The 23,382-nt window shown below is 46.3% G+C and carries 17 protein-coding genes and 1 pseudogene; all 18 read right to left on the reverse strand.

The features are described from left to right. Positions 1-82: 82 nt before the first annotated feature. A complete protein-coding gene (locus MKY98_RS14560; protein WP_029518151.1) occupies positions 83-1,072 on the reverse strand; it encodes an ABC transporter permease in 990 nt (329 codons plus the stop codon). Continuing rightward, positions 1,065-2,141 (reverse strand): ABC transporter ATP-binding protein, encoded by a 1,077-nt coding sequence (locus MKY98_RS14565; RefSeq protein ID WP_029518152.1) that lies wholly within the window; start codon positions 2,139-2,141, stop codon positions 1,065-1,067. Before MKY98_RS14565 ends, MKY98_RS14560 begins: the two co-directional genes overlap by 8 nt. Continuing rightward, a complete protein-coding gene (locus MKY98_RS14570; RefSeq protein WP_069010648.1) occupies positions 2,141-3,088 on the reverse strand; it encodes a GDSL-type esterase/lipase family protein in 948 nt (315 codons plus the stop codon). The genes MKY98_RS14565 and MKY98_RS14570 overlap by 1 nt, the downstream gene beginning before the upstream one ends. Positions 3,089-3,263: 175 nt before the next feature. Next, complete coding sequence (locus tag MKY98_RS14575; RefSeq protein WP_029518154.1) at positions 3,264-3,944, reverse strand: TIGR00266 family protein; 681 nt, start codon at positions 3,942-3,944, stop codon at positions 3,264-3,266. A 227-nt stretch (positions 3,945-4,171) separates the two neighbouring features. Beyond that, positions 4,172-4,912 carry a CAP domain-containing protein gene (locus tag MKY98_RS14580; RefSeq protein ID WP_029518155.1) on the reverse strand — a complete coding sequence of 247 codons (741 nt, stop codon included), beginning with the start codon at positions 4,910-4,912 and terminating at the stop codon, positions 4,172-4,174. A 206-nt stretch (positions 4,913-5,118) separates the two neighbouring features. Next, positions 5,119-5,580 carry a GNAT family N-acetyltransferase gene (locus tag MKY98_RS14585; protein WP_013310623.1) on the reverse strand — a complete coding sequence of 154 codons (462 nt, stop codon included), beginning with the start codon at positions 5,578-5,580 and terminating at the stop codon, positions 5,119-5,121. Then, on the reverse strand, positions 5,573-6,757 hold the full coding sequence (gene purT / locus MKY98_RS14590; RefSeq protein ID WP_069010651.1) for a formate-dependent phosphoribosylglycinamide formyltransferase: 1,185 nt from the start codon (positions 6,755-6,757) through the stop codon (positions 5,573-5,575). Before purT ends, MKY98_RS14585 begins: the two co-directional genes overlap by 8 nt. A gap of 130 nt (positions 6,758-6,887) precedes the next feature. Next, positions 6,888-8,726: an ABC transporter ATP-binding protein gene (locus MKY98_RS14595; protein ID WP_069010653.1), complete on the reverse strand. Its 1,839-nt coding sequence runs from the start codon at positions 8,724-8,726 to the stop codon at positions 6,888-6,890. Continuing rightward, on the reverse strand, positions 8,723-10,498 hold the full coding sequence (locus tag MKY98_RS14600) for an ABC transporter ATP-binding protein (protein WP_069010655.1): 1,776 nt from the start codon (positions 10,496-10,498) through the stop codon (positions 8,723-8,725). The genes MKY98_RS14595 and MKY98_RS14600 overlap by 4 nt, the downstream gene beginning before the upstream one ends. 263 nt (positions 10,499-10,761) lie before the next feature. Further along, positions 10,762-14,424 (reverse strand): dynamin family protein, encoded by a 3,663-nt coding sequence (locus tag MKY98_RS14605; RefSeq protein WP_069010656.1) that lies wholly within the window; start codon positions 14,422-14,424, stop codon positions 10,762-10,764. Between the two features lie 481 nt (positions 14,425-14,905). After that, positions 14,906-15,178, reverse strand: coding sequence for a hypothetical protein (locus MKY98_RS14610; RefSeq protein WP_013310628.1), 273 nt, complete (start codon positions 15,176-15,178; stop codon positions 14,906-14,908). A 58-nt stretch (positions 15,179-15,236) separates the two neighbouring features. Then, positions 15,237-15,911 carry an endonuclease III gene (gene nth / locus MKY98_RS14615; RefSeq protein WP_069010658.1) on the reverse strand — a complete coding sequence of 225 codons (675 nt, stop codon included), beginning with the start codon at positions 15,909-15,911 and terminating at the stop codon, positions 15,237-15,239. A 213-nt stretch (positions 15,912-16,124) separates the two neighbouring features. Further along, on the reverse strand, positions 16,125-16,775 hold the full coding sequence (locus MKY98_RS14620) for a GerMN domain-containing protein (protein ID WP_029514971.1): 651 nt from the start codon (positions 16,773-16,775) through the stop codon (positions 16,125-16,127). 45 nt (positions 16,776-16,820) lie between these two features. After that, the gene (locus MKY98_RS14625; RefSeq protein ID WP_029514972.1) at positions 16,821-18,320 is read right to left on the reverse strand and encodes an N-acetylmuramoyl-L-alanine amidase family protein; all 1,500 of its coding nucleotides are present in this window, start codon (positions 18,318-18,320) and stop codon (positions 16,821-16,823) included. A 296-nt stretch (positions 18,321-18,616) separates the two neighbouring features. Further along, complete coding sequence (locus MKY98_RS14630) at positions 18,617-20,194, reverse strand: N-acetylmuramoyl-L-alanine amidase family protein (protein ID WP_069010660.1); 1,578 nt, start codon at positions 20,192-20,194, stop codon at positions 18,617-18,619. Between the two features lie 232 nt (positions 20,195-20,426). After that, complete coding sequence (gene leuD, locus MKY98_RS14635; protein ID WP_069010661.1) at positions 20,427-21,029, reverse strand: 3-isopropylmalate dehydratase small subunit; 603 nt, start codon at positions 21,027-21,029, stop codon at positions 20,427-20,429. 20 nt (positions 21,030-21,049) lie between these two features. Then, positions 21,050-22,474, reverse strand: a complete 1,425-nt coding sequence (gene leuC / locus MKY98_RS14640) for a 3-isopropylmalate dehydratase large subunit (protein WP_069010663.1) — start codon at positions 22,472-22,474, stop codon at positions 21,050-21,052. A 621-nt stretch (positions 22,475-23,095) separates the two neighbouring features. Next, a pseudogene (locus tag MKY98_RS14645) lies at positions 23,096-23,214 on the reverse strand (fibronectin type III domain-containing protein); the annotation flags it as partial. Positions 23,215-23,382: the final 168 nt, after the last annotated feature.

A 23,382-nucleotide genomic window follows, 5' to 3' on the forward strand; every position in this document is an offset into this window, starting at 1 on the left:
TCTAATCGTAACCGTGTTTTGCCTTATTCTTGATGATTTTCACCAAAAATGCAAACAGATGTTTTCTTTTACCTTGTCCATTTTAATTCAATATATCCCGTTTCGTAAAGACGGCGAATGAAACAATCAATGCCGCAGCCCCCCAAATGCCCAGTACAGCTAAAGAAAAGGGTAAAGTCATTCCCTCAATCGGGGCGGGGCTTCCAGATAAATAATCGGTTAATTGGAGGTTAACCATAAATAAATATTTAGCACTCTGCCAAGACGAAGCCATGTTTGTCAAAATAGTGCCCGAAATGAGTGCAGCCATCATGACCACGATACTTGCCGCCGTACTTCGTACCAGGACAGATACCATAAAGGCTAACGAAGCTACCACAAGACTGACAAACCAGATTAATCCGGCTTGCAGCATCAGATAATGCCATTGTGGAATCGCATGTACAGCAGACAAATCCACCGTCGATCCAACAATTTGAAATCCGGTAAATACCGGAACATTAAAACCGCGAAAACCAAAAAACAAGCCTGATATCACATAGCTAATTACAAATACAGCCAAAATGATGAGCGAAACGAACATGTACAATGTCAGCAGCTTACTCAGCAGTATTTTCCACCGCCTGACTGGGCGGGTCAGCAACATTTTTATCGTGCCTGTCGTCCGTTCTCCTGAAACCAAGTCGGAGGCAATAGCCATAATCAACAACGGAACGAACAGATTTATGGAATTATCCATAAACTCTCTGGTAAAAGTGACACCACTCGGCTCATTCGGATTCACATCATTTTCCAAATAATATTGCATCTGCTGCACAAAGACCCGACGGTAGGTCTTCCATTCCTCGGGAACCCGGTCACTTCCCAGCGAGTTTTGATTATCGGTAATCGCCTGACGCAGTTCAAGCCGCCAATCATTGCCGAATTTTTCGCGATTGTTTTCTGCCACTTTCATCTGAGCGTACGTAAAAATCGGCACAAGCACAAGTAAAACTAGTAAAATGACATAAAATCGTTTCTTCTTGATAATTTTGAGTGTTTCATTTTGTACGAGCGGTAAAATGTTATTCAAGTATCTCACCTTCCGTCATTTTCAGGAATAGCTGCTCCAGTGTAGGGTTGATTTTGGTTACACCTTTAACGGAAATACCGGAAGCCGTCATTTGTGTCACCAGCTCCGCAATATGCTCTTCATCCATTTCTGTAAAAATTGCATCGGCTCCGCTACCTGCAACAATACTGTCATCAATTAATTCATCGGCGTTCGTAATCATTTGCACATGCGGAGAATTTTGCAATATGGCAAGACCCTGATCACGAGGCTCCAGTTGCCATACGGCCATATGTGAGTGCGTCTCAACCAGTTCTCGTACACCACCTACAGCTAGCACCTTTCCCCTACTTATAATTGCCACCCGATCACATAGCAGCTGGATTTCGCTAAGCAAATGACTGGAAACAAATACAGCCATGCCTTCTGCCGCTAGCAAACGGATAAAAGCTCTCATTTCCTTGATCCCCTTGGGGTCTAACCCGTTGGTCGGTTCATCCAAAATCAGCAATTTCGGTCTACCGAGCAAGGCTTGGGCTATACCAAGACGCTGGCGCATTCCGAGAGAATACGTACTTACTTTATCATGGATACGGCGATCGAGCCGAACCAGCTCAACGACTTCGCGGATACGCTGTTCGTCTACACCAGGCTGCATACGGGCAAAATGCTCTAAATTCTCCCATCCTGTCAGATAGCTGTACACCTCTGGATTTTCCACAATAGAACCAATATGCCGTAAAGCCTGCTCAGGGTCACGATTTACATTATGTCCACAGACAGTAATCGTCCCTTCCGTAGGCTTAATTAAATCGACCAGCATACGAATAGTCGTCGTTTTCCCAGCCCCATTAGGGCCGAGAAATCCGAAAATTTCACCCGCACGAACGTCGAATGTTACATCATGAATGATCATTTTGCGTTTGATACGTTTCTTAACGTGCTGAACAGAGAGAACTGTTTCGTTATTGCTTCTGTCTCTGCCTGTGCTGCCAACCTGATTGGCGGAATGGAAACTGGACACTGCATCCCTTGAGGTCGAATTTTCGGTTATTCCAGTCCCGTTCTTGTCAGCAGATTGGATGCTCATTAGTTGTTCCCTCCCTTTTTCACTTCAGCAGGTTGGATGCTTGTAGACTGTTGTTCATTATCCACTTTATCGGCATCCTTCGTGTTTGCAACTGCAAACCCTTGCGCGATACGTTCAGCGATTGCCTGATAGCCCTGTCCGTTTGGATGAAAATGATCGGATGATAAATAGACGGGCAAATTTTGCTGGAATAAATCGAAAGTTGGAACCAGAGTCATATTGCTGTTTTGGTTGGTAATTGCCATGGCAGCCAGATTCCATTCTGTTACCACAAGATTACCGGGAATTTTCATTTCCTGCAGATCACTGAATGGATTATATAATCCGACATAGATAATTTTAGCATTCGGATTGATTTTCCCTACCTTTGTCAGCACTTTTTGCAGACGTTTGGCGGCATCAGGCACAGCTTTACGCAAACCACTGAGTGTAGGCGGCTCTTTGCCGGTTTGGGCAGCCTGAGCCCCCTGAAATAAATCATTTCCGCCAATCGAGACCATAATAACGTTAGCCTTTTTCAACACATAAGAAACACCAGGCTCATCCAGCTTGGTCAATAGTCCTTGAGTCGTCAGTCCATTAATCCCCAGATTATTTATGAGCTGAGCCTTATGGCCTTCCTGATTATTTAACAAGCTCACCGACCGACGCACAAAACCACTTCCGGAGTCATCCCCCGTGCCTTTGGCTAGCGAATCTCCAATGGCAGCTACCCGAAACTCTCCCGTCTGATTAGTAGCGGATGGCGCAGTTTGTGTCTGCGATGTACCGGAATGTACAGGTTGAGTGCTAACCATTGGCTCTGGAGCCGTGATACTTTGTACTGCTGTAATAAATCCGTACAATAATAGCAATGTGGCGGCAATGGAAACGGAACCGACAGACCGCCAAATCCATTTTGATGAATTCACTCGTGTTCCCTCCTGATAGCTTAGTGAAATAAACATAAAGCTTCTTATATCATTTTGCAAATAAACCGTTCGGAATAAAAGCGCAATAAATGCTTAGAGTCACATATAATTTCCCATGAACATGCAAAAAAAGGATGGCAAATGGCCACCCTTATATTATACTTTCTTGTGCGAACAGTTTATCCTCTCATCTCTAATCAAACGAATCAAACTATTTGCTATCAGGGATGAAACTTTTGATCCATTGTCCAAAACTTCCCGGATTTCGACTTTGTATCAGTACCGTTCCTTCACCGCGAAAACGGCATACAAGCGCTTCTCCACTCGTTACGCTGGACAACCAGCCTTTCGATGCTTTTTCAATTTTATAATCCATATAATCCGGCCATGCCACCAGATGAGCATTATCAATAATACGCTCCTCTCCTGGCGCGATATAAATGGGATGAATGGCTCCATAAGAGGATAGGAATACCGTACCTCGACCACTGATTTCTACGATAAAAAAACCTTCACCGGAGAATAAACCTTTCATCAGGTTTTGCATTTTGGTGCTAACCTCAATGCCTTCTGTACAAGCTAGAAAACCGTCCTTTTGGACCATCAACCTATACGTGCCATCCAATTCTACCGCTTGTACATCACCTATACTGGCAGGGGCTAACAACACTTCAGCTGGCCCACGGGCTGCCCTCAGTTCTTGAAAAAAGAATTTTTCTCCGCTTAGCATTCTGCCTAAACCACGTAACAGTCCACCGTCTACTGTCCCCTTTATATCTACACTGGAAGACATGGAAACCATTGCTCCCATTTCCGCTTTAATCATTTCCCCGGGGTTCAACTGCACCTTGAGCATAGCAAAGGCACCTTCATGCACAATTTCGTAGCTCATTTGCTCACCTAGCTTTCCATAAATAGTCTGCTATCCATTCAACTTGCTGCTATCATACTATAAATACGTCCCTTATGTCTTTTCTGGTATAAAGCAAGGGTTATGCCTGTGGAGGAATAAGAGACACCAAAAGACCCGCTGAACGTGTCAGCGGGTCTCCAGATTAACGTCATGCCACTATCTTTTCATAACAGCGGCATGACGTTTCGAACGTATTTACTATCATCTTAGTTACGTGTGAACTCTTGTACCCAATATCCATTGTAGTAAGCCACACCGATTTGCGTATATTCTGCCTTCAAAATATTCTCACGATGTCCCTGACTGTTCATCCAAGCTTTCATTACTTCTTGTGGTGTTTGTTGTCCCATAGCAATATTCTCACCCGCATACGTATAAGTTACACCGAACTTTTTCATCATATCAAAGGGTGAACCGTAGGTCGGAGATGTATGGGAAAAGTAATTGTTCGTGCTCATGTCCTTCGCCTTGGCTAAGGCTACTTCTGTAAGCTTCGCATTAGATGTAAGGGGCTTCAGACCTTTTTGGCTGCGCTCGTTGTTTACAAGCTTTACAACCTCAGCTGCAAATTGGGACTTGCTGAGTTGTGCATCAGATCCTGCAGACTGACCCGCGCCTGAGTTTGTGTTTTGTTTTTGGGCCTGTTGCTTGTTACTAGACTGCGAAGCCTTTTGGCTACCTTGTTTGGTTGTTGTTTGCTTGCCGGATGAAGGATTTGCTGTTTTGTTTTTAGCCTTGTCCTTTTCAGAAGCATCCTTAATTACGGTCTTTGTTATCGTAGTCGTCCCGTTGGACATATTGACGGTATATCCGTTATTTTGAAACCACTGTTGTAGTTGGGCAGTCAAATCGTCAGCTGGTGAAGCTGATGCCGGAACGATGAATCCTGCGGATAAAATGGCGCTTAGACTTCCCATCACAAGTGTTTTTTTCAACATATTCTTCATTTCGTCATCTCCTTGTTGTATAAATGCCTTGGTGTGAACGCTTCTGGTTACAACTTTGTAATCTTTACTCTAGCAGTATATCATGTTTTATAGCAGGATCAATGGTATAAAAGTTGGAAAAAAATAGCCCCGCTCGGAATGAACCATGCGGAACTAAGTTAAAAGTAGTGAGGCTTTAAGTATTAGATTGTCTTGTTGTAGGCTGATTATCTAAGCTTTTTGCTGAAACGGTAGCCTTGCTTTTCAAAGCCGATTCGGTTGTAGAAAGCCCGGGCCTCTACTTGTTTGATGCGGTTATTCGCTCCAGTAATGAATAAATGATAGCATCCTTGCGCACGTCCCCACTCCTCACCACAAGCCACCAGGCGCTTGCCAATGCCCTCGCCGCGATACTCCCCGCTCACGACTAGCATGGTGATTTGTACGGCAGGATCAGGATAAGCCAAGCTTTGAGCCGTATGCATGCCGATAACTCCGACAACACGACCATCCATTTCTGCAACCATCATATTCGCTTGACTGTCCTCCCGCGTTGTTCCCATAACTTCTTTCATTACACCACAAGTCATCGGGTATCCGACTTCTCTTAGTAGTCCTGTTACGGCTTCGCAATCGCCAAGCTCTACGGAACGAATTGTCAGTACTGGAATCATCACATTGTTAGACATGATTTACCTCCACTTTCAGCATATTAGCAGCTTCTTTGGCCGTCTTCCGTGCTGTTTCCACATCTTCTGCAGCGCTAAGCGCTACAGCCATCCGGCGACCCGGCTTGGTTTCTGGCTTCCCGAACACTCGCACCTGTGTCCGGGGTAGCAATAATGCATCATGCAGACCGCTTATTACAAAATCCCGCGTAGCCACTTCTGCCTTCAAAGTAGCTGAGGCTCCTGGTGTAAGCAACGTAACAGATGGCACCGGGAATCCGAGGATGGCTCGCACGTGAAGTGCAAATTCCGACAAATCCTGCGTGATCATGGTCACCATTCCTGTATCATGCGGACGAGGGGATACTTCACTGAATATGACGCCATCAGCCGTTAAAAATAGCTCTACGCCAAACAATCCGTAACCACCCAGTTCATCCGTAATCGTACGGGCAATGTCTTCCGCCTCCGAAAGTTGCTTGTCCGTCATGCCATGAGGCTGCCAGGATTCGACATAATCCCCATCTTTCTGAATATGGCCAATCGGTGGGCAAAAAGTCGTACCCGAAACCGATCTGACGGTCAATAAGGTGATTTCGCTCTCAAACGGGACAAAAGCTTCAACAATGACACGTGTAGTTTTGGCACGCGCGCCTTCCAGCGCCGTATTCCAGCAGGATTCTGCATCTTCGATTGCCCGGCATACAGACTGCCCTTTACCCGACGAACTCATCAAGGGCTTGACCACGCATGGCGTGCCCAGCTCATGAACCGCCGACCGCAACTGCTCAAAGTTATCTGCAAAACGATAGGCAGCAGTCGGAAGCTGTAATTTCTCGGCAGCCAGCCTGCGGATACCTTCCCGGTCCATCGTAAGACGGGCGGCACGGGCCGTTGGTACTACGTGAAATCCTTCTTGCTCTAATTCTTCCAAAGCACCCGTAGCAATAGCTTCGATTTCAGGTACAATTATGTCGGGCTTTTCCTCACGAATTAGTGCCTTCAACGCCTCAGCATCCTGCATATCCAGACAGTGAGAGCGATGGGCTACCTGCATTGCTGGAGCCAGTTCATAGCGATCAACAGCAATACATTCCACGCCAAGCCGCTGAGCTTCAATAATGACTTCTTTTCCCAATTCGCCGCTACCCAGCAGCAGCATCTTCTTAGCCTTGGCAGAAAAAGGAGCACCCCACATCTTGAACTCTTCCCCCTCTGACGAAAATTGCTCTGATCTCTTTTCATCTTTATTTTCAGGGTTTAGCTCCAAGAATGCAATAGTGCTCGGCATTTAAATTTACAAAAAACGCGATTTTTTGATCTTTTTTTTACAAAAATCTGAACTGTGCTTCCACCAGCCCCCGATATATTCCATGTTTTTTCATCAATTGTTCATGATTACCACTTTCTTGGATTTCCCCATGATCCAGTACAACGATATGATCAGCATTTCGAATGGTAGACAAACGGTGAGCGACCATAAAAGAAGTTCTGCCTTCCAGTAAAACCTGAAGAGCCTCCTGAATTTTCAACTCCGTTTCTGTATCAATACTGGCTGTGGCCTCATCCAGAATAAGAATTCGCGGATTAGCCAGCAAGGCACGAGCAAAGGATAAGAGCTGTCGCTGGCCCATGGACAGCATTCCCCCCCGCTCCTCTACTTCTGTTTCATAGCCAGCTGGCAAGTGAACAATGAATTCATGAGCATTGACCGCCTTCGCAGCCGCTTCAATTTCCTCATCCGTTGCATCCAAACGGCCAAATCGGATATTATCGCGTATCGTCCCCGAAAAAATAAATGTATCCTGAAGCACGATGCTAATCTGGCTTCGCAAGCTCTCCACCGTGACATCACGCACATCTTGACCGTCAATCGTAAGCTTCCCTGACGTAATGTCATAAAAACGGCTGAGCAGATTAATAATTGTACTTTTACCTGAGCCGGTGTGACCCACAAGCGCTATAGATTGACCCGCTTCGACGGAAAGACTAATACCTTTAAGCGCCTGACGTCCCTTCTCATATTCAAAAATGACCTTTTCAAATTGGATGTCACCCCGAATGGGTGGCAAGGCTTTTGCTCCCGGTTTGTTTGCAATATTCGGCTGTTCATCCATAAACTCAAAAATTCGTTCTGACGAAGCCATCGCAACCAGTAACTGATTATACATTTGGCCCAGCCGATTAATCGGCTCCCAAAAGTTCCCAACATAGTTGGCAAACGCAACCAGCAGCCCCACTGTAAGCTGATCTGTCTGAATTAAATGCGCTCCAAACCAGAATAGCACAAGCGTACCAAATCCTCCGGTAATATCAATAAGTGGGCCAAAAACCTGATTCATGGCAGAAGCCTTATCCCACGATTTTTTGCTAGAGCTGTTCATGTCGTCGAAATAAGCCATGTTTTCCTGCTCCTGCGTATACGCTTGTGTCACACGAATCCCCTGAATAGACTCATTCAAATGAGAGTTGATACGCGAGTTCTTCATACGCACTTCTTGCCAAGCGCGACGGATGCGAACGCGCAGCTTGGTCGAGATCAAAAACATGATTGGAACGGTCACAATTACTGCCAAACCGAGCTTCCAGTTAATAAGCAGCAAAATGACAATAATTCCGATAAGCTGTACGCAGTCAATCAGGACATTCACTGCACCGTTCGTAAAAAGATCCTGTAGCGAGTTAATGTCATTCGTCACGCGCACTAATACAGAACCTGCCGGTCTCTTATCAAAAAAGTTAAAGGATAGCTTTTGAATATGCTTGAACAAATCTTCACGCAAATCGTAAATAACCCGTTGACCGATAATATTGGTGAATTTAATGCGGTACGTGCTGGCTGCCCATTGAATTAAATATAACAAGAGCACGGCACCCGTGATGAGCAGCAGTAACTTTACGCTGGGTAATGCAGGCCATGCGGGAGCAATTGCCTTATCAATGGCCAGACTGATCAAATAAGGAACCGTCAGTTTGGTAATGGTACCAAGAATCATCATGACCAGAAGGATCGGCAGAATCTGACGGGCATAGGGCTTCATGTATGCCAGCAAACGTTTGAATTCTGACCAGTTAAACGGTTTATCAATGACATCATCATCTTGATAGACAAAGCGCTCATTCGTCGGTTTTTTTAACGGTTTGGCTTTTTCTGCGGGTATATTCATGGTCTCACCTGCCCTTCGGATACACCGTCTGGAGCCTGAGCTATGTAATCGGCGTATTGAATATGATACACATCCTGATATGGACCTGGAGTAGCAATAAGCTGTTCATGTGTTCCACGCTGGACGATTCGTCCTTCCTCAAGCACCACAATTTCATTGGCATGGCGAAGCGAAGAGATTCGATGAGCGATTATAAATGTTGTTCGACCACGCATAACCTCTTGAAAACCGGTCTGTATTTCATGCTCTGTTTCCATATCAACCGCACTGGTAGCATCATCCAGTACCAGAATTTTCGGATTTTTGAGTAGTGCGCGCGCGATGGCGATCCGTTGTTTCTGCCCTCCGGATAGTCCCAATCCACGTTCTCCAACGACAGTGTCATATCCCAGCGGTAGTTCAGTTATGAATTCATGAGCCTGAGCCAGTTTGGAAACGCGTATGATGTCATCCATACTGACATGGCTTAAACCATATGAAATATTATTACGTATAGAGGACGAAAACAAAAACGTCTCCTGAAACACAGAAGAAATTTGAGCACGCAAATCGCGAATCTTCAAGTGACGTATATCCTTGCCATCCAACTTGATACTTCCTGCATTCACATTATAAGCACGCATGAGTAATTGAATAATGGTAGACTTCCCTGACCCCGTTCCTCCTAAAATTCCAATGACTGATCCCGGCGGTGCGTCTAAATTGATGTCAACAACAGCAGGAAGCTTATTTCCGTAAGCAAAGGTAACATGTTCAAACGTAACATGTCCTTCCACCTGATCGGCATCGAGTGTAAGTGCTCCGGCTTCATCGGTTACATCTATGGACTGATTTAGCAGTTCCAGGACCCTTTCACCGGATGCTTTGGACTGCGTATAGTTATTGATATGAAAGCCAATGCTCCAGATGGGGCCGATAATATACCAAATTAAGCTAAAGAAAGCGACGAGCTGCCCCAAGGTCATTGACTTCTGAATGACCAGATACCCGCCCATGCCCAACAGAAGGACCACACTGACAGAAGCAATTAGTTCCATAGCAGGGAAGAACCGACTCCATAAGGAAGCAGCTTGAATTTGATTACTTTTGTATTGCTCATTACGTACTGAAAATTTCTCAACTTCATATGATTCGCGGGCAAAAGATTTGACGGTTCGCACACCTGTTATGTTTTCTTGGACTGCTATCGTCAAGGCGCTAAGGGCAATCCGCATTTCCTGAAAGGTGGGATGAATCCGGGATTCAAACTTGAATGTGACGAAGAGTAGCAATGGCATGCTGATCATCGTAATGAGGGTGAGCTGCCAGTTAATATACAGCATCATCATAGAGCCGAATACGACCATCAATAGCACATTGAGGAGTTGGGCAAAACCAAATCCGATAAAGTTACGAATTGCCTCCAAATCACCAGTCAGTCGAGACATAAGATCTCCCGTTTTGGCCGTGTCATAATATCTAAAAGACAGAAATTGCAGCTTTTCGTAACAAGCATTGCGGAGGCGGTATGCCAGGTAGTTACCTAGCCGTCCACCAAAAAAACCATGTAAAAATTGCATGAACCCTTTGATGATGACTACTCCCAGCACAGTCAGAGCCAGCGCCGGAACTTTCCCGAAGTCACCTGGGATGATAGCGTTATCAATAAGCCTTTGGAGCAGGTTCGGATACACCAGTCCCAGAGCCGTCGCTATCGCAAGGCATAAAATAGAAAGAAACAGATAGTGTCTCCTCTCGCGAAAAAAAACTTGCAGTTGCCTGAGCACTTCCATGTCAATGTCCCTCCATTAGTTGCACGACGTTGTTATATGGCTTAGTGAAGTTTACCATTCGCATTCCAAGGCGGCAAAGAGGATAACGAGCCGTATTCAGGCAGGTTATCAATTGGTGGGTGATTAGACAAATTAAATCGCTTTCTTATTATTGAATGTGGCTATTTACTCAGTATTGCTTACTTTTTGGAGTATGCATAAAACACCGGGTTGTCCCACAACCCGGTGTCCTGATCTTTAATCATTGGTGAACATATTTATCTTTACTCCAAAGCCGCAATCTTGCCAGCAAGTTCTTCCCAAACCTGTGGCTGCTCACCGCCTATAAGGGCATGCTCCATGCCACGAGTCGTCTCCAGCATTTGCTCTCGAAGCTGAGCTTTCTGCCACAATTGTTCCTCCTGCATCAGCGTAACGTAAAAAGAAGACATTCGTTCACGTTGCTGATCCACAGCTTCCCCGATTCGCTCGCGTAATATCGGCTCCAGTTTGGTTTGTAGATTCGCTCGACCAGTTCCTTCAAAAAATAGCTTTGGATTTTTAAAGCTATTCCAATAATCCTTCCAATGAATGGACTCCTGCAGGGAAATTTCCTTCAGCTCGGGAACAGCCCATTTTCTCGATTCAGGAATTGTGCAATCTAGTCCTGGCAACTGATGGTTCATGTGTTCTACGCACTGTTGTATAGCCTTGTGCACCAAAGTTTGTCCCGTTTTTTCCAGCCGGAGTGTGGTTGCCAGTAATTCCTGAGACAGCTCCAGTTCGATTAAACGCATCAGCTCACGACCACAAGATGCAAAAGCCGAACGAAGATCACCTACTCCTTCACGCAGAACAGATGGATGAAACGCCTCTGCCATAAATTCTCCAGTCCGATAGGACAGCCTTTGACGTACATGATACAGCAGTTCATCGGTCTCGCCCGATAACACAGATGCACCGTTGCTATCAGTCAGGCCTAGGAGCGTATGCTCCAATTCCCCACGGATGCGAGTTAATCGCTCTAATCGTATCTCCCGTTCTTCCACGCTATACCGGGCATCGGCTGCATGTTGCTCTATGCGTTTCCGCAGCCGGGCCAGTTCCTGCGTAGCAGAAGCGATGGACAAACCTGCCAGCTCTTCGGCTGCAAATGCCGAGAAATCATCTTCAAATGCATCAAAACGTGAAGCTGAACGCAGCGAAGCCTCTCCCTGTTCGGTAGCTTCCAACGCCAGCATACTGGAAAGCGGATAAATACGTGGTTTTCGGATTCCATTCGCCTGTAGTTGTTCCTGTACATGCCGGGTAACAGAATGCAGTTCTTCTTCAGAAGAAGCCAGATCTGATGCATTAACAATAAAAAACGTCTGATCCAGTGCCAAGGTCTCTTTGACTCGACCTAGTTGATTCAGGAACTGCCGGTCGCCTTGCGTAAACGCATGGTTATAATATGTGACAAATACAAGAGCATCCGCATGCTTCATATAGTTGAAGGTCACGCCTGTGTGCCGTGCATTCACAGAATCCGCTCCTGGCGTATCCACTAGCACGATGCCCTGACGGGTCAGAGCGCAATCATAATAAAGGTCAATATGCTCCACAAAGCATGATTTGTGCTCAGACGCGACAAAATCTCGATACTGCTCTAAATTCACCTGAAGCTGTTGTCCCAGCAAGCTTTCAGCTTCTTCCCATCCGGCTGCGGCAGCCTTTAAAAAACTATAATGAGGCCTGCCCGCAGGATGGATGCCTTCCGGAGATAAAGCATGAACGGCTTCTTGCCAGCCCGCTGCCTCTGGCTCTCCCAATCCTAATAACCGAAATGAGTATTTAAGATCTTCCCGCAACGCCTCCACTGATTTCATATGGACGTCAGCCGTGGCATGGCGCTCAGCACTTGCAGGCGCCATTATGCGGTTAATCGCCGCTGTCGTCGGATGCGGCGATACGGGCAACACAGCTTCACCCAACAAAGCGTTGGCGAAGCTGGATTTCCCAGCGCTGAACGCTCCGAACAGCGCCAGCGTAAACTGCCCGCCCTCCAGCGCAGCGGCGCGGGCATGTAAATCCCGTACCGCCGCTTGCATGGCAGGGTACGGACTTACGAGGGCAGCGGCAGCCTTCAATTGGGCCGCTGCTGCATCCAACCGCGTACGGCGGCCTCCAGCGGCAGGCTGTGCTGCCACCGTCCCAGCTAGCGTCTGCGCCGATGCGTTGCGTGAGCCAGCGATGCCTGGGCGCGCAACGCCCGTTGGTGCCGCAGCTGGCGGGGCAGCAGCGGCGGTATCGGACGCCGATGCAGGCGCGTCCGCACAGGGCAACCCGCTTGGCGCGGGAGCCTGCGGCAGCAAGCTGCGCAACAGGGTGGCATGCGAAGCCGAGGCCTGCACGCGGGTGCTGTAGCAGCCCGCCGCCTCTGCCTGCGCCAACAGCGCAGTGCGCTTCTCTGCGAGAGCCGCGCGGCGGGCTTTGGCTCGCACTGCTAGCTGGGCCAGCAGGCGGTCTAGCAGCGTCAGCGCCTTGCGGCGGCAATCGGCGGTCACAGCAGCGCGTAGGTCCTTGCAATAGTTTAACGTATACTCTGGCGACAACGCATTTTCCTTCACCGTCTGCTCTACCAGTTGCCGGTCTATCACAGGACGGATGCCATCCAGCTCCTGCTCCATCGCAGAGGTCCACAACCCCTGACCGTCACCCCAAGACCGCAGAAGCTCCCGTACATGAGGAAGCAATTGTCCCTCCACCTGATCAGTCAGCATTCCTGTCAGCCGTTCCAAACGGCTTTCCTTTTCTCGCTCAGTCTTTCCTCCTGCAAACCATAGTCCTGTTTTGAAGCCCGGCTTGCGGCTCTCTAAGTATTCGCCTGCGGCTTCACGTAGCTCCGCTGGCGTCAAATGTGCGTGTTCCAGTAGATGATCCAGCTCTTGACGCAGCCGTTTACGCTCCTGCTCCGGGAGCATCTTCCAGTGTTCGTCTTCTTGCTGCAAGGTTTTCTGCTCTATATCCAGCCGCAAAATGGCTTCTTCCCCACCCGCTTCTTTTAGCAGTGTGTTCAGTTCCTCTTCTTCAGCTGACTGCACAGTCTCTACATGTTGCTCTACCAAATGATGCATAGAGGACACTAAACTGTATGCCAAAAGCTCTGTTTTTCGCTCCAGCAATTTCGGAATCAGGTGCGTCAACTGTTTCCACTGGTTCCATGGATGATTCTGCTCCTTCAAGGAAGTAAAAAGGATGTCCGTATAATGAACTTGCCAGGCGTGAAAGCTAGTCTCCACCTCATTACGATAACGTGTAAATGAAAGCTCCCGCTCCCGGTGTTTATCGATTTGATTGATGATCAAATATAACGGCTTGCCCCAATCCGATAAACTTTTGGCAAAAGACAAATTATTTTCAGATTGGACATGGTTGTAATCCATTACATAAAAAACAATATCTGCCCAATGTAAAGCAGAATGTGTCGCCAGCGCATGTCCGTGGTCTGTGGAATCGACGCCGGGTGTATCCAGCAGCACTCCTCCGTTAGATAATATGGGAACATCCTCCCACACTTGAACCGATTCATAGGCTCCACCATTTTTACAATACTCAGCAAGCTCGGACAGGGAGGCTTCCATGCTTTCCGGCTCTGGATTTTCCGCTGTTTGGGCTGGATGAATGAGTGCTCTCGGACGTCCATAACGGATGGACACTACATTAGCGCTCGTAGGCACCGGTCCAGATGGCAGGACGGTTTTACCACACAGGCTGTTAATCAGGCTCGATTTACCCGCTGAAAAATGTCCACAAAAGGCAATGGTCAGCTCCTGCGCATATGCTTTTTCCAGCAGATCCCCTACCGCCTTCGCTCCCGCTTCATCCCCGGCTTTACGCAGTGTATTCTGTATCTGTTCTATCGTATCCAACCACTTTCCCGCATCCCCTGTAATCGTTTGCATCATAAGCTACGGTTCCACTCCTTATCACTTGTCTGCACCAAATAGCTATATTGTAGCATTCCTAAGCCATTGTGAGAATCATCACATCAAAAAAACTAAACAGCGCTCCCCGCCAGTACCTGGCTTTAGGGAACGCTGTTTTCGTACATGATAACAAAAAGTTCATTTTATTCTGTCCAAAACGGATCATTAGGAATAAGTATTTAGGCAACCGAATGCATTTATCAAAGCCCTCAAGGGACAACGACGAAGCAAGATATGTAAACAACGGGTGAGCCTGCTCATTACGTACATTCACCTTTTGGAACATGCGGAACGAGACACCATAATTCAGGGTACAAAATGTATGCACACTTCATTGGAAGAGGCTCTATCCACATCAGGATGGTCTGCAAGGTTCGTGTATATATGCGCCTTCGGGCTGGTTAAACCAGCCGAGCCGCCTATACCGGAACATGCAACGCATGTCGTCCGCTAATTGAACTTAATTGGCTGCAGTCTCAAGCACTGGCAGCAAAATTTCAAATACTTGACCATGCTGTAAAATCGTAATCCCACGGGATTTATCCTTCATTACGACCACTTCTGGCTTTTGTGACATACGCTCCAGATAATGCTCAGGTACATCACCGGAATGACTAACCGTGATTCCCTCAAGCTCGCGCTCTTCGTTTTCAGCAAATTCTGTTGTTACAATTTGCTCAAAAATATCAGAGAATGCTTCAAAATTGTCTGTATATACCGAAATGCACTTCATACTCTTCATCCTTTTCTACACATAAATGGTTAAACCCTCTTGTTACCTTTGTGGGTCTTTAAGCTCTACGTTCCTTATCTTTTCTGATAAGAGACGTTTTCATACGTTTCTTGCCTTCCCTGCATACATCAAGCAACGGACACACCTGACATTGAGGGTTTTGAGCTTTACAATGGTAGCGCCCGAAAAAAATGAGCCTGTGGTGGGTCAAAGACCATTCATCCCTAGGAACCCTCTTCATCAGCTTTTTTTCCACCTCAAGCACTGAATCATCCCACCCTGCAAAGCCGAGTCGTTTGGAAACGCGCTCTACATGCGTATCTACCGCAATAGCTGGTACATTAAAAGCAGTAGATACAACGACATTAGCCGTCTTGCGGCCAACACCGGGTAGCTTAACCAGTTGATCGTGCTCCGAAGGTATCTCTCCCCCGTACTGGTCTATTAAAATACGACAGAGGTTATGAATATGCTTGGCCTTGTTTCGGTACAAGCCGATTCTGCGAATATCCTGCTCCAGTTCCTCAAGAGGAACAGCTAGGTAATCCTCAGGTGAGTTGTATTTTTGAAACAGGTCTGCCGTTACTTTATTGACCATCTGATCGGAGCATTGAGCAGACAATAACACGGCGATCGTTAATTCAAAAGCATTGTCATGGTTCAACTCACAATGGGCATCCGGAAACATCGTACCGATGGTGTCCAATATATGACGTGCGGTTGCTGCATTCACGGAAATCCTACCTCCTACCAAAAAAAACGTCTTGATACGGGATAGCCCGCATCAAGACGGTCACTCTAAATAATCATCCGGAAAGAAACGAATACTATTTGTGCATGACTGCCTGCATAGGCGAGAAATACACTCCTATATTATCATTATCTGTCACAGATTGCACGTGAAAAGTGTGCAAATTCCCAAGAAATTTTCATACCGTCTGATCGGTTAGCGACTCATGGGATGATCCAAATCTACATGCCCCATTAAGGACTCTAGAGATTGACCATCTACGAGCAAATCTAGCGTTTTGACTTCCTTGAATTGGAACATTGTTTTCTTCAAGGCATCGATAGCCAATTCCTCGCCGCCAGCTCCCAATCGAGCCTCGTCCGGCAGGGAAATATCAAAAGTCAATGCACCGTTATCCAATTTGATCTTATGCACGGAAATTTTCTCGGACCACAACGGAATTAGAGCAGAATCCCCACTCTTTTGCAGAGCTTCAAACGCTTTTTGCAACTTTTCCAGCTCGCTTGGATAGGTAATTTCCTTTTTCTGTTCTTTCAAGCCGTTCTCTTGAGTATCCGTATAGTACACCGTAATCTGTTGTGTTTGTCGATCTCCTGAATTTTCCGTGTCCGTCTTGGTCTTTGTAGGCTCTGTTGACGGAGATGCAGGTGTTTGACTCGCCCCATTATTTTCAGCAGACTGAGCCGATGGATCAGGGGTCGTCTGTTCGGGTGTGCTATTTTGTGCATTAGAAGTTTGTGTTTCCTGAGATGGAGTCGCAGGAGCCGTTGTTTGCTTAGAGGCACACCCTGCACCTGCAATGGCAAACAGTGCCAGCAGACCTGCAATTACGATTTTCTTGTTCATATGTCCCCCTCCTTGCTTGACGTTGACAAGCGATTTGTTGAAGATTTATTTTACGTCGAGATACTCTGTGATTCCATCTGCAATCCCTTGAGCTACCCGGTTTTGAAAATCTTCATCAAACAGTGTGGCTTCCTCTTTTGCATTACTCAGATATCCTACTTCAAGCAATACGGCTGGCATAGTCGTTTCCCGAATTACATGGAAATTGCCATAACGAATGCCGCGGTCTGTTAGGCCCGTCGCAGGTGCAAAGTACTTGTGCATAACGTTGGCGAACGCTTTGCTTGCACTACGCTGGTAATACGTCTCTGTACCGTTGGAAGCTGAGCTACCGCTGCTGTTAGCATGAATGGACACGAACACGTTAGCATTAAGGTTTTCAGCTACTTTTACGCGCTGTTTAAGCTCCAAGAATGTATCATCACTGCGTGTCAGCACAACCTCAAGTTTGGGGTTCTGCTTTAATATGCTTTCTACTTTCAGAGCCATCGCTAAGTTGAAGGTCTTTTCATAGTTTTTTCTCGAAACACCAACTGCTCCAGAATCTTTTGCTCCATGACCAGCATCAATAACAACGACCTTTTTACCATTGCTGTTCGTTGGTGATGTCTGTGTGTCATCCGGCTGTGAGCCATCTGGTAACGTTGCGTCTGGCATGGTATTCACTGAATCTTTGGAAGCCAGATCGACGATAACACGATTCGAGCCATCATTATATGCGGTATAATTCATGGCATGTTTCAAATCAATAACAACGCGCACCGTTGAAGGTTCCTTTTGGAATAAAGCATAACGGATACCGGACACATCCGCTTCATTCTCAATGTCCAGCGAACCATTTAAGCTGCTATCCAGCTTTTGCTGGTCTCCGAAATTGTCAGCAAACGCAGTCGCTGGCAAATCCACCACTACCCGATCAGGGCCTGTCATCGTAAACGCTTTCGGCTTGACGGCACTGGCTGTTGTGATAGTTAAACGGTTTTGGCTGAAACTGATTCCCTGCACCTGTGTAACACCTGAGTTTGCATTATTCGTTGGTGCAGTTACACTTCCAGTACCTGTACTGTTATTTCCGGACTTGGGAGGTGTAAATTCCCCGTTTCCAGACCCGCTACTGCGGGTATATAATTTTACGGACTTGGAGCTGCTGTCCCATTTTACGTCCAGTCCCATTTGCTCGCCGATAAAACGAAGCGGTACAAGGGCATAATTGGAACGCAGCAGAGGCGAAGCATCCAGACTAATGTCGCTTCCATTGACAGTCGCCGTCTTACTTCCGATTATCATTCGGATCAAGGTACTGTCCTTCTCAATCGTTATGGTTCGCGCCTGCTGCTTCCATGTCACGTCATATCCCAAATTTTCAGAAATTACGCGTAGCGGGACCATTGTACTTCCGCCAATTACTTGTGCCTTAGCACCACTAGGGACACTTAACTGTTGATCGTCGAGATAGATTTGTGTTCCACTCGAAGCCGCATGTCCATAACCCGGAACCGCCCACATGAAGACAAATAATAACAACAAAAAACCAAATTTCTTCATTCGTCACCCTTCCATTCATAATTTTTTTGCCACATGCTCCGGTGCGGCGACCTGATATACGCGCTTATGTAATATCAGACAACCTTTTAGACGTTATCTCACACCAAAAGTTGCGAATATATTCCATCATAACAGAAATATACGTGCCAAAGAACTACTTTTGTCGAATTTTGACTAAAAATATAGATCATTTGCTTTCCGTCAAAAGTCACAGCCGAAAAAACTAAAAAAGCTACTTTTCACCCCCATGAATTTTCATTAATAAGGTGGAAAGTAGCTTTTATTGTAAACCTCACTTAGTTAAGTGGTTCCGTTGCTCCTGTGCCTGCTGTTCCGAGATACTCCTTCAACCCATCGACAATACCTTCAGCGATCTTCTCTTGTGTTTCTTCTGTGAACATGGCTGCTTCATTAGATATATTACTAAGGTAGCCACACTCCAGCAATACTGCAGGCATTTGTGATTTTCTCGTCACCACATGGTTTGCCACTTTAATGCCGTTATCCTTGAACTCGGTTGCTGCTACAAGATGCTTGTGCATGATCGTGGCCAGGCTCAAACTTTCCTGACGTGCATAATAGGTTTCTGACCCATTAGCTTTTCCGTTATTAGAAGCTGGCATACTGTTACCATGAATGGAAACAAACACGCTAGCCTGCTGATTATTAGCGAGCTGTGGTCGTTCATCCAGCGTGGGATACGTATCTCCATTACGAGTCAATATGATTTGAATATCGGGATCATTTTGCAGAAGCTGCTCGACCTTTAACGCTACCGCCAATGCAAATTCCTTTTCATGTCGCCCAGTCACACTACCTGCCCCAGGGTCCTTGCCACCATGTCCGGGATCAATTACGACGATTCGCCGTCCTTCGACATTCGTTGGTGTTACCACTGCTGAATTCACACTACGCTCACGCAATTGAAGGGTGATATCACCTAGGCCATTGGTTGAAAGATCGTAATCACGTGTCTGATTTAAAGCAATGACAATGCGTACGCCCCCATCTCGTCCATCTGCGGGAGCAAATCTAATTTCCTGCACATCCTCACTGTCACTATTCGTCAACGCCCGCGTGCCATCGGTGCGAATCGGGAACGGCTGAAGAAAATCAGTCGCCAGTGAAGCCCCGGGTAAATCTACAACAATACGATCATTCCCCGTCATTTTGGATACTTTAGGGGTAACATCTTTATTCAGAGAAATCTTTAACGTTTCACCCTCAAAAGTAATATTTTTTACAACCAACGCATTTGCTGCGGTCTGTTCTGTATTTTGCTGCTTGGTTGGTGAAGATGCAGCTTCAGTATGCTTATCTGCTTCAACTGGGTTTATTGTCGTCGCTGTTGCTGAAGACGTTTTATTGGTGCTTGTTGTACTCCGTGTTGACGTTTGCGACGATGGTTGGGATTGTGACTGTTTATTTGCTTGTTGAGTTGCAGCCTTTTGACTGAGATTTACGGATTTACTTTTATTATTCCAATCTACTTTTAGTCCCATTTGCTCCCCAACAAAACGTAATGGAACCATGGTTGAGCTGCCCCGAAGCACAGGAGGTGCATCCAGACTAACTGTTTTTCCATTCACATCAGCCGATGTACGGCCTACATACATAGACATATCGGTACTATTTTTTTGAATTGAGATTTTATAGGATTGTGGTTCCCACTTGAATTGATATCCAAGCTGCTCCCCAACCACCCTTAGCGGTACCATGATTTTTCCATTGACCATTTCAGGCTTGGCATCTGCAGGCGCTTCCACCCTTTTGCCATCTAAAAACAAATCTGCTCCAGCCGCGTTCACATGAGGGGAGGACGGCCACAACCAAATCAAGATAGCCGCTAGTATCACCCAACCATATTTCTTCATCCTCATTCCCCTAACTTATATATGTATTTTTTGGTGTTTCTCACAGACACAGTCCTTCAACCATTTTACATTTACAATACCATGCTGAGTCGAACCGTCAACCCCTTATTTTCCAATTTATTTTTTGAGCATGATAAAAGCCCGCAGGCAAAAGGATTGCCAGTACGGGCTTTCTGTCTAACAAATGAGCAAGCTATATGGCTTCGTATTGAACCTAAACTGGGAATTATGATTATGCGCCTTGTTTCGCAGCGCGTCTTTGTTCATACGCCAGAATTTCAGATTCATGCTGGAGTGTCAGTCCAATATCGTCCAAGCCTTGCAGCAGGAACTGACGGCGATGTTCATCCAGATCGAATTCAATTTTCAGACCATAGTCGTCTGTGATTGTTTTTTCATTCAGGTCTACGTTCAGTTGGTAGTTATCATGCTGCGCCGTACGCTGGAACAATTCCTCTACTTGCTCTTCAGACAGCTTGATCGGCAATATACCGTTTTTAAAACAGTTATTATAGAAGATATCTGCAAAAGACGGAGCAATTACGCAACGAAACCCATAGTCCATAATCGCCCACGGTGCATGCTCACGTGAGGAGCCACAGCCAAAGTTAGCGCGAGAGATCAGCACAGACGCCCCTGCATAACGAGGCTTGTTCGGTTCAAATTCAGGATTGATATTGCCTTCTTCATCAAACCGCCACTCGTAGAACAGAAACTGTCCAAAGCCCGTACGCTCAATTCGTTTCAAAAACTGCTTAGGAATAATAGCGTCTGTGTCCACGTTCACCCGATCCACAGGTGCTACAATTCCTTTTAATGTTGTAAAAGCTTGCATCGTAATTCCTCCTCTGTATCCTAGCGGACTACTTCTTCCTGCTTGAATTTCCAATCCCGTACATCAACAAAATGCCCATGAATCGCCGCAGCGGCTGCCATTGCTGGAGATACCAGATGAGTCCGTCCTCCGCGTCCCTGACGACCTTCAAAGTTACGATTAGAAGTCGAAGCACAACGCTGTCCCGGTTGCAGCACGTCTGGATTCATCGCAAGACACATACTGCATCCTGCTTCACGCCACTCAAATCCTGCTTCTTTAAAAATGATGTCCAGTCCTTCTTCTTCAGCCTGAATTTTCACACGTCCCGAACCTGGTACGACGATGGCCGTTACTTTGTCAGAAACCTTGTAGCCTTTGGCAACCTCAGCGGCTGCACGCAAATCTTCAATCCGCCCATTAGTGCACGAGCCGATAAACACATAATCAATCGCAATATCCGTGATCGGAGTACCTGGCTTCAAATCCATATATTCAAGCGCTTTCTCAGCCGCTTTACGTTCGTTTTCGGTTGGCAGTTTTGCCGGAATCGGTACGGTTGAGGAAATATCTGTACCCATACCCGGGCTCGTTCCCCAGGTTACTTGAGGAATCAAAGCATCTACGTCAAACTCCAGCACAACATCAAACTCAGCGCCTTCATCTGTGACAAGCTCTTTCCACTCAGCAACCGCTTGCTCGAAAGCGTCTCCTTGTGCTACATGTTGACGTCCACGCAAGTAGTTGAAGGTGGTTTCGTCCGGTGCAATCATTCCTGCCCTGGCTCCGCCTTCTATGGACATGTTACACACAGTCATGCGCTCTTCCATGCTCAATTCGCGAATAGATTCACCTGTATACTCAATAACATAGCCTGTAGCGAAATCTGTACCGTATTTGGCGATGACACCCAAAATCATGTCTTTTGCTGTCACACCAGGTTTGCGGGTACCTACAAAGCGAACTTCCATCGTTTTGGCTTTGGCTTGCTGGAGACATTGTGTTGCCATTACGTGCTCTACCTCACTGGTTCCGATACCAAAAGCGAGTGCTCCGAACGCCCCATGTGTGGAAGTATGGCTATCACCACAAACAATCGTTTTGCCCGGATGAGTCAGACCAAGTTCAGGCCCCATAACGTGAACGACACCCTGATCCACCGTATCCAAATCATACAGTGTGACACCGAAATCACGGCAATTTTGAGTTAATGTATCAATTTGCTGCTTGGAAATCGGGTCCGTAATATTGTAACGGTCCTTAGTCGGTACGTTATGATCCATCGTTGCAAACGTAAGCTCTGGACGACGTACCTGACGGCCGCTAAGACGTAATCCCTCAAACGCCTGTGGCGATGTTACCTCATGTACGAGGTGAAGATCGATGTACAAAATACTCGGCTTACCTGCTTCCTGATAGATGACATGGTTATCCCAAATTTTCTCGAACATAGTCTTTTTACTCATCATTATTCACCCCTGTGTTTTTCGAACCTAGTGGAGAGAAGCTGAGCGGCTCTCTCTTGAATGTCAACAATATACCACGGGATGTCTGATTGGTCTAAGATATGATATCTATAGAAGTGATAGGTTAAGGCTATAAGAATAGATGAGGTGAATATAGGCGGTTCCTTGCACTGATTTCTATCAGCTCTTAATAGTAAAAACAGTCCACTTATTTCAGCCGCTCCGGCGTGGATCAGGCGTAGTTAAGGGGTTATTCCCCTACCCACTCCGGAAAAGCGGCTGAAGGTCATTCTGTTGTTTTCAAAACGTTGTTGTTTCACCAACTTCTTTAAGGTCGGGGACGGGTCGAACGGCGAACCTTATACATTCCTCAGGAGCTAATGTGGCTGCTGGTGGAGCTTAAGAATCTTTATAAATGAATTAATTTCAAGATGATTACCAGCAAAATGAACAGTGCCAAGACAGCAGCTATCGACGTCCAAACTCTTCCGGTGATTCCCGCGTAGTCTCTTTTCATTTCCCCCACACGTAACGCCTCCTTTATTTTAGGGTACTATACTCCATAGGCTATGCGAGGTCTTGATTAAAGGAAGGGCTTCTTAACAAAAAATGCTTAGTCAATCCAGTACCAGCCTGTCTGCTCTCAACCAAGCGATAAAGTCATTGACCTCTTTCATGCTTAAGTCAAATTCCTTGTCCAAACCGGTAGTCATGGTCAATACCATGATTGCGCGATTACCTGAGAGTTGCTCAGGGTCAGTTTGACCTCCTCCTTGTGGAGTGACAGAGGCTTCATTATTTTACTGTATATATTTGGAAGTATATTCCTCGAAATGTGTCTAAACATAAACCTGCCAATCTATAAATACAATCTAAATATTTGCATATTTATCTAACTGATGACTTAC

This window comes from Paenibacillus sp. FSL M8-0228 (assembly GCF_038007385.1).
GTDB lineage: Bacteria > Bacillota > Bacilli > Paenibacillales > Paenibacillaceae > Paenibacillus > Paenibacillus polymyxa_D.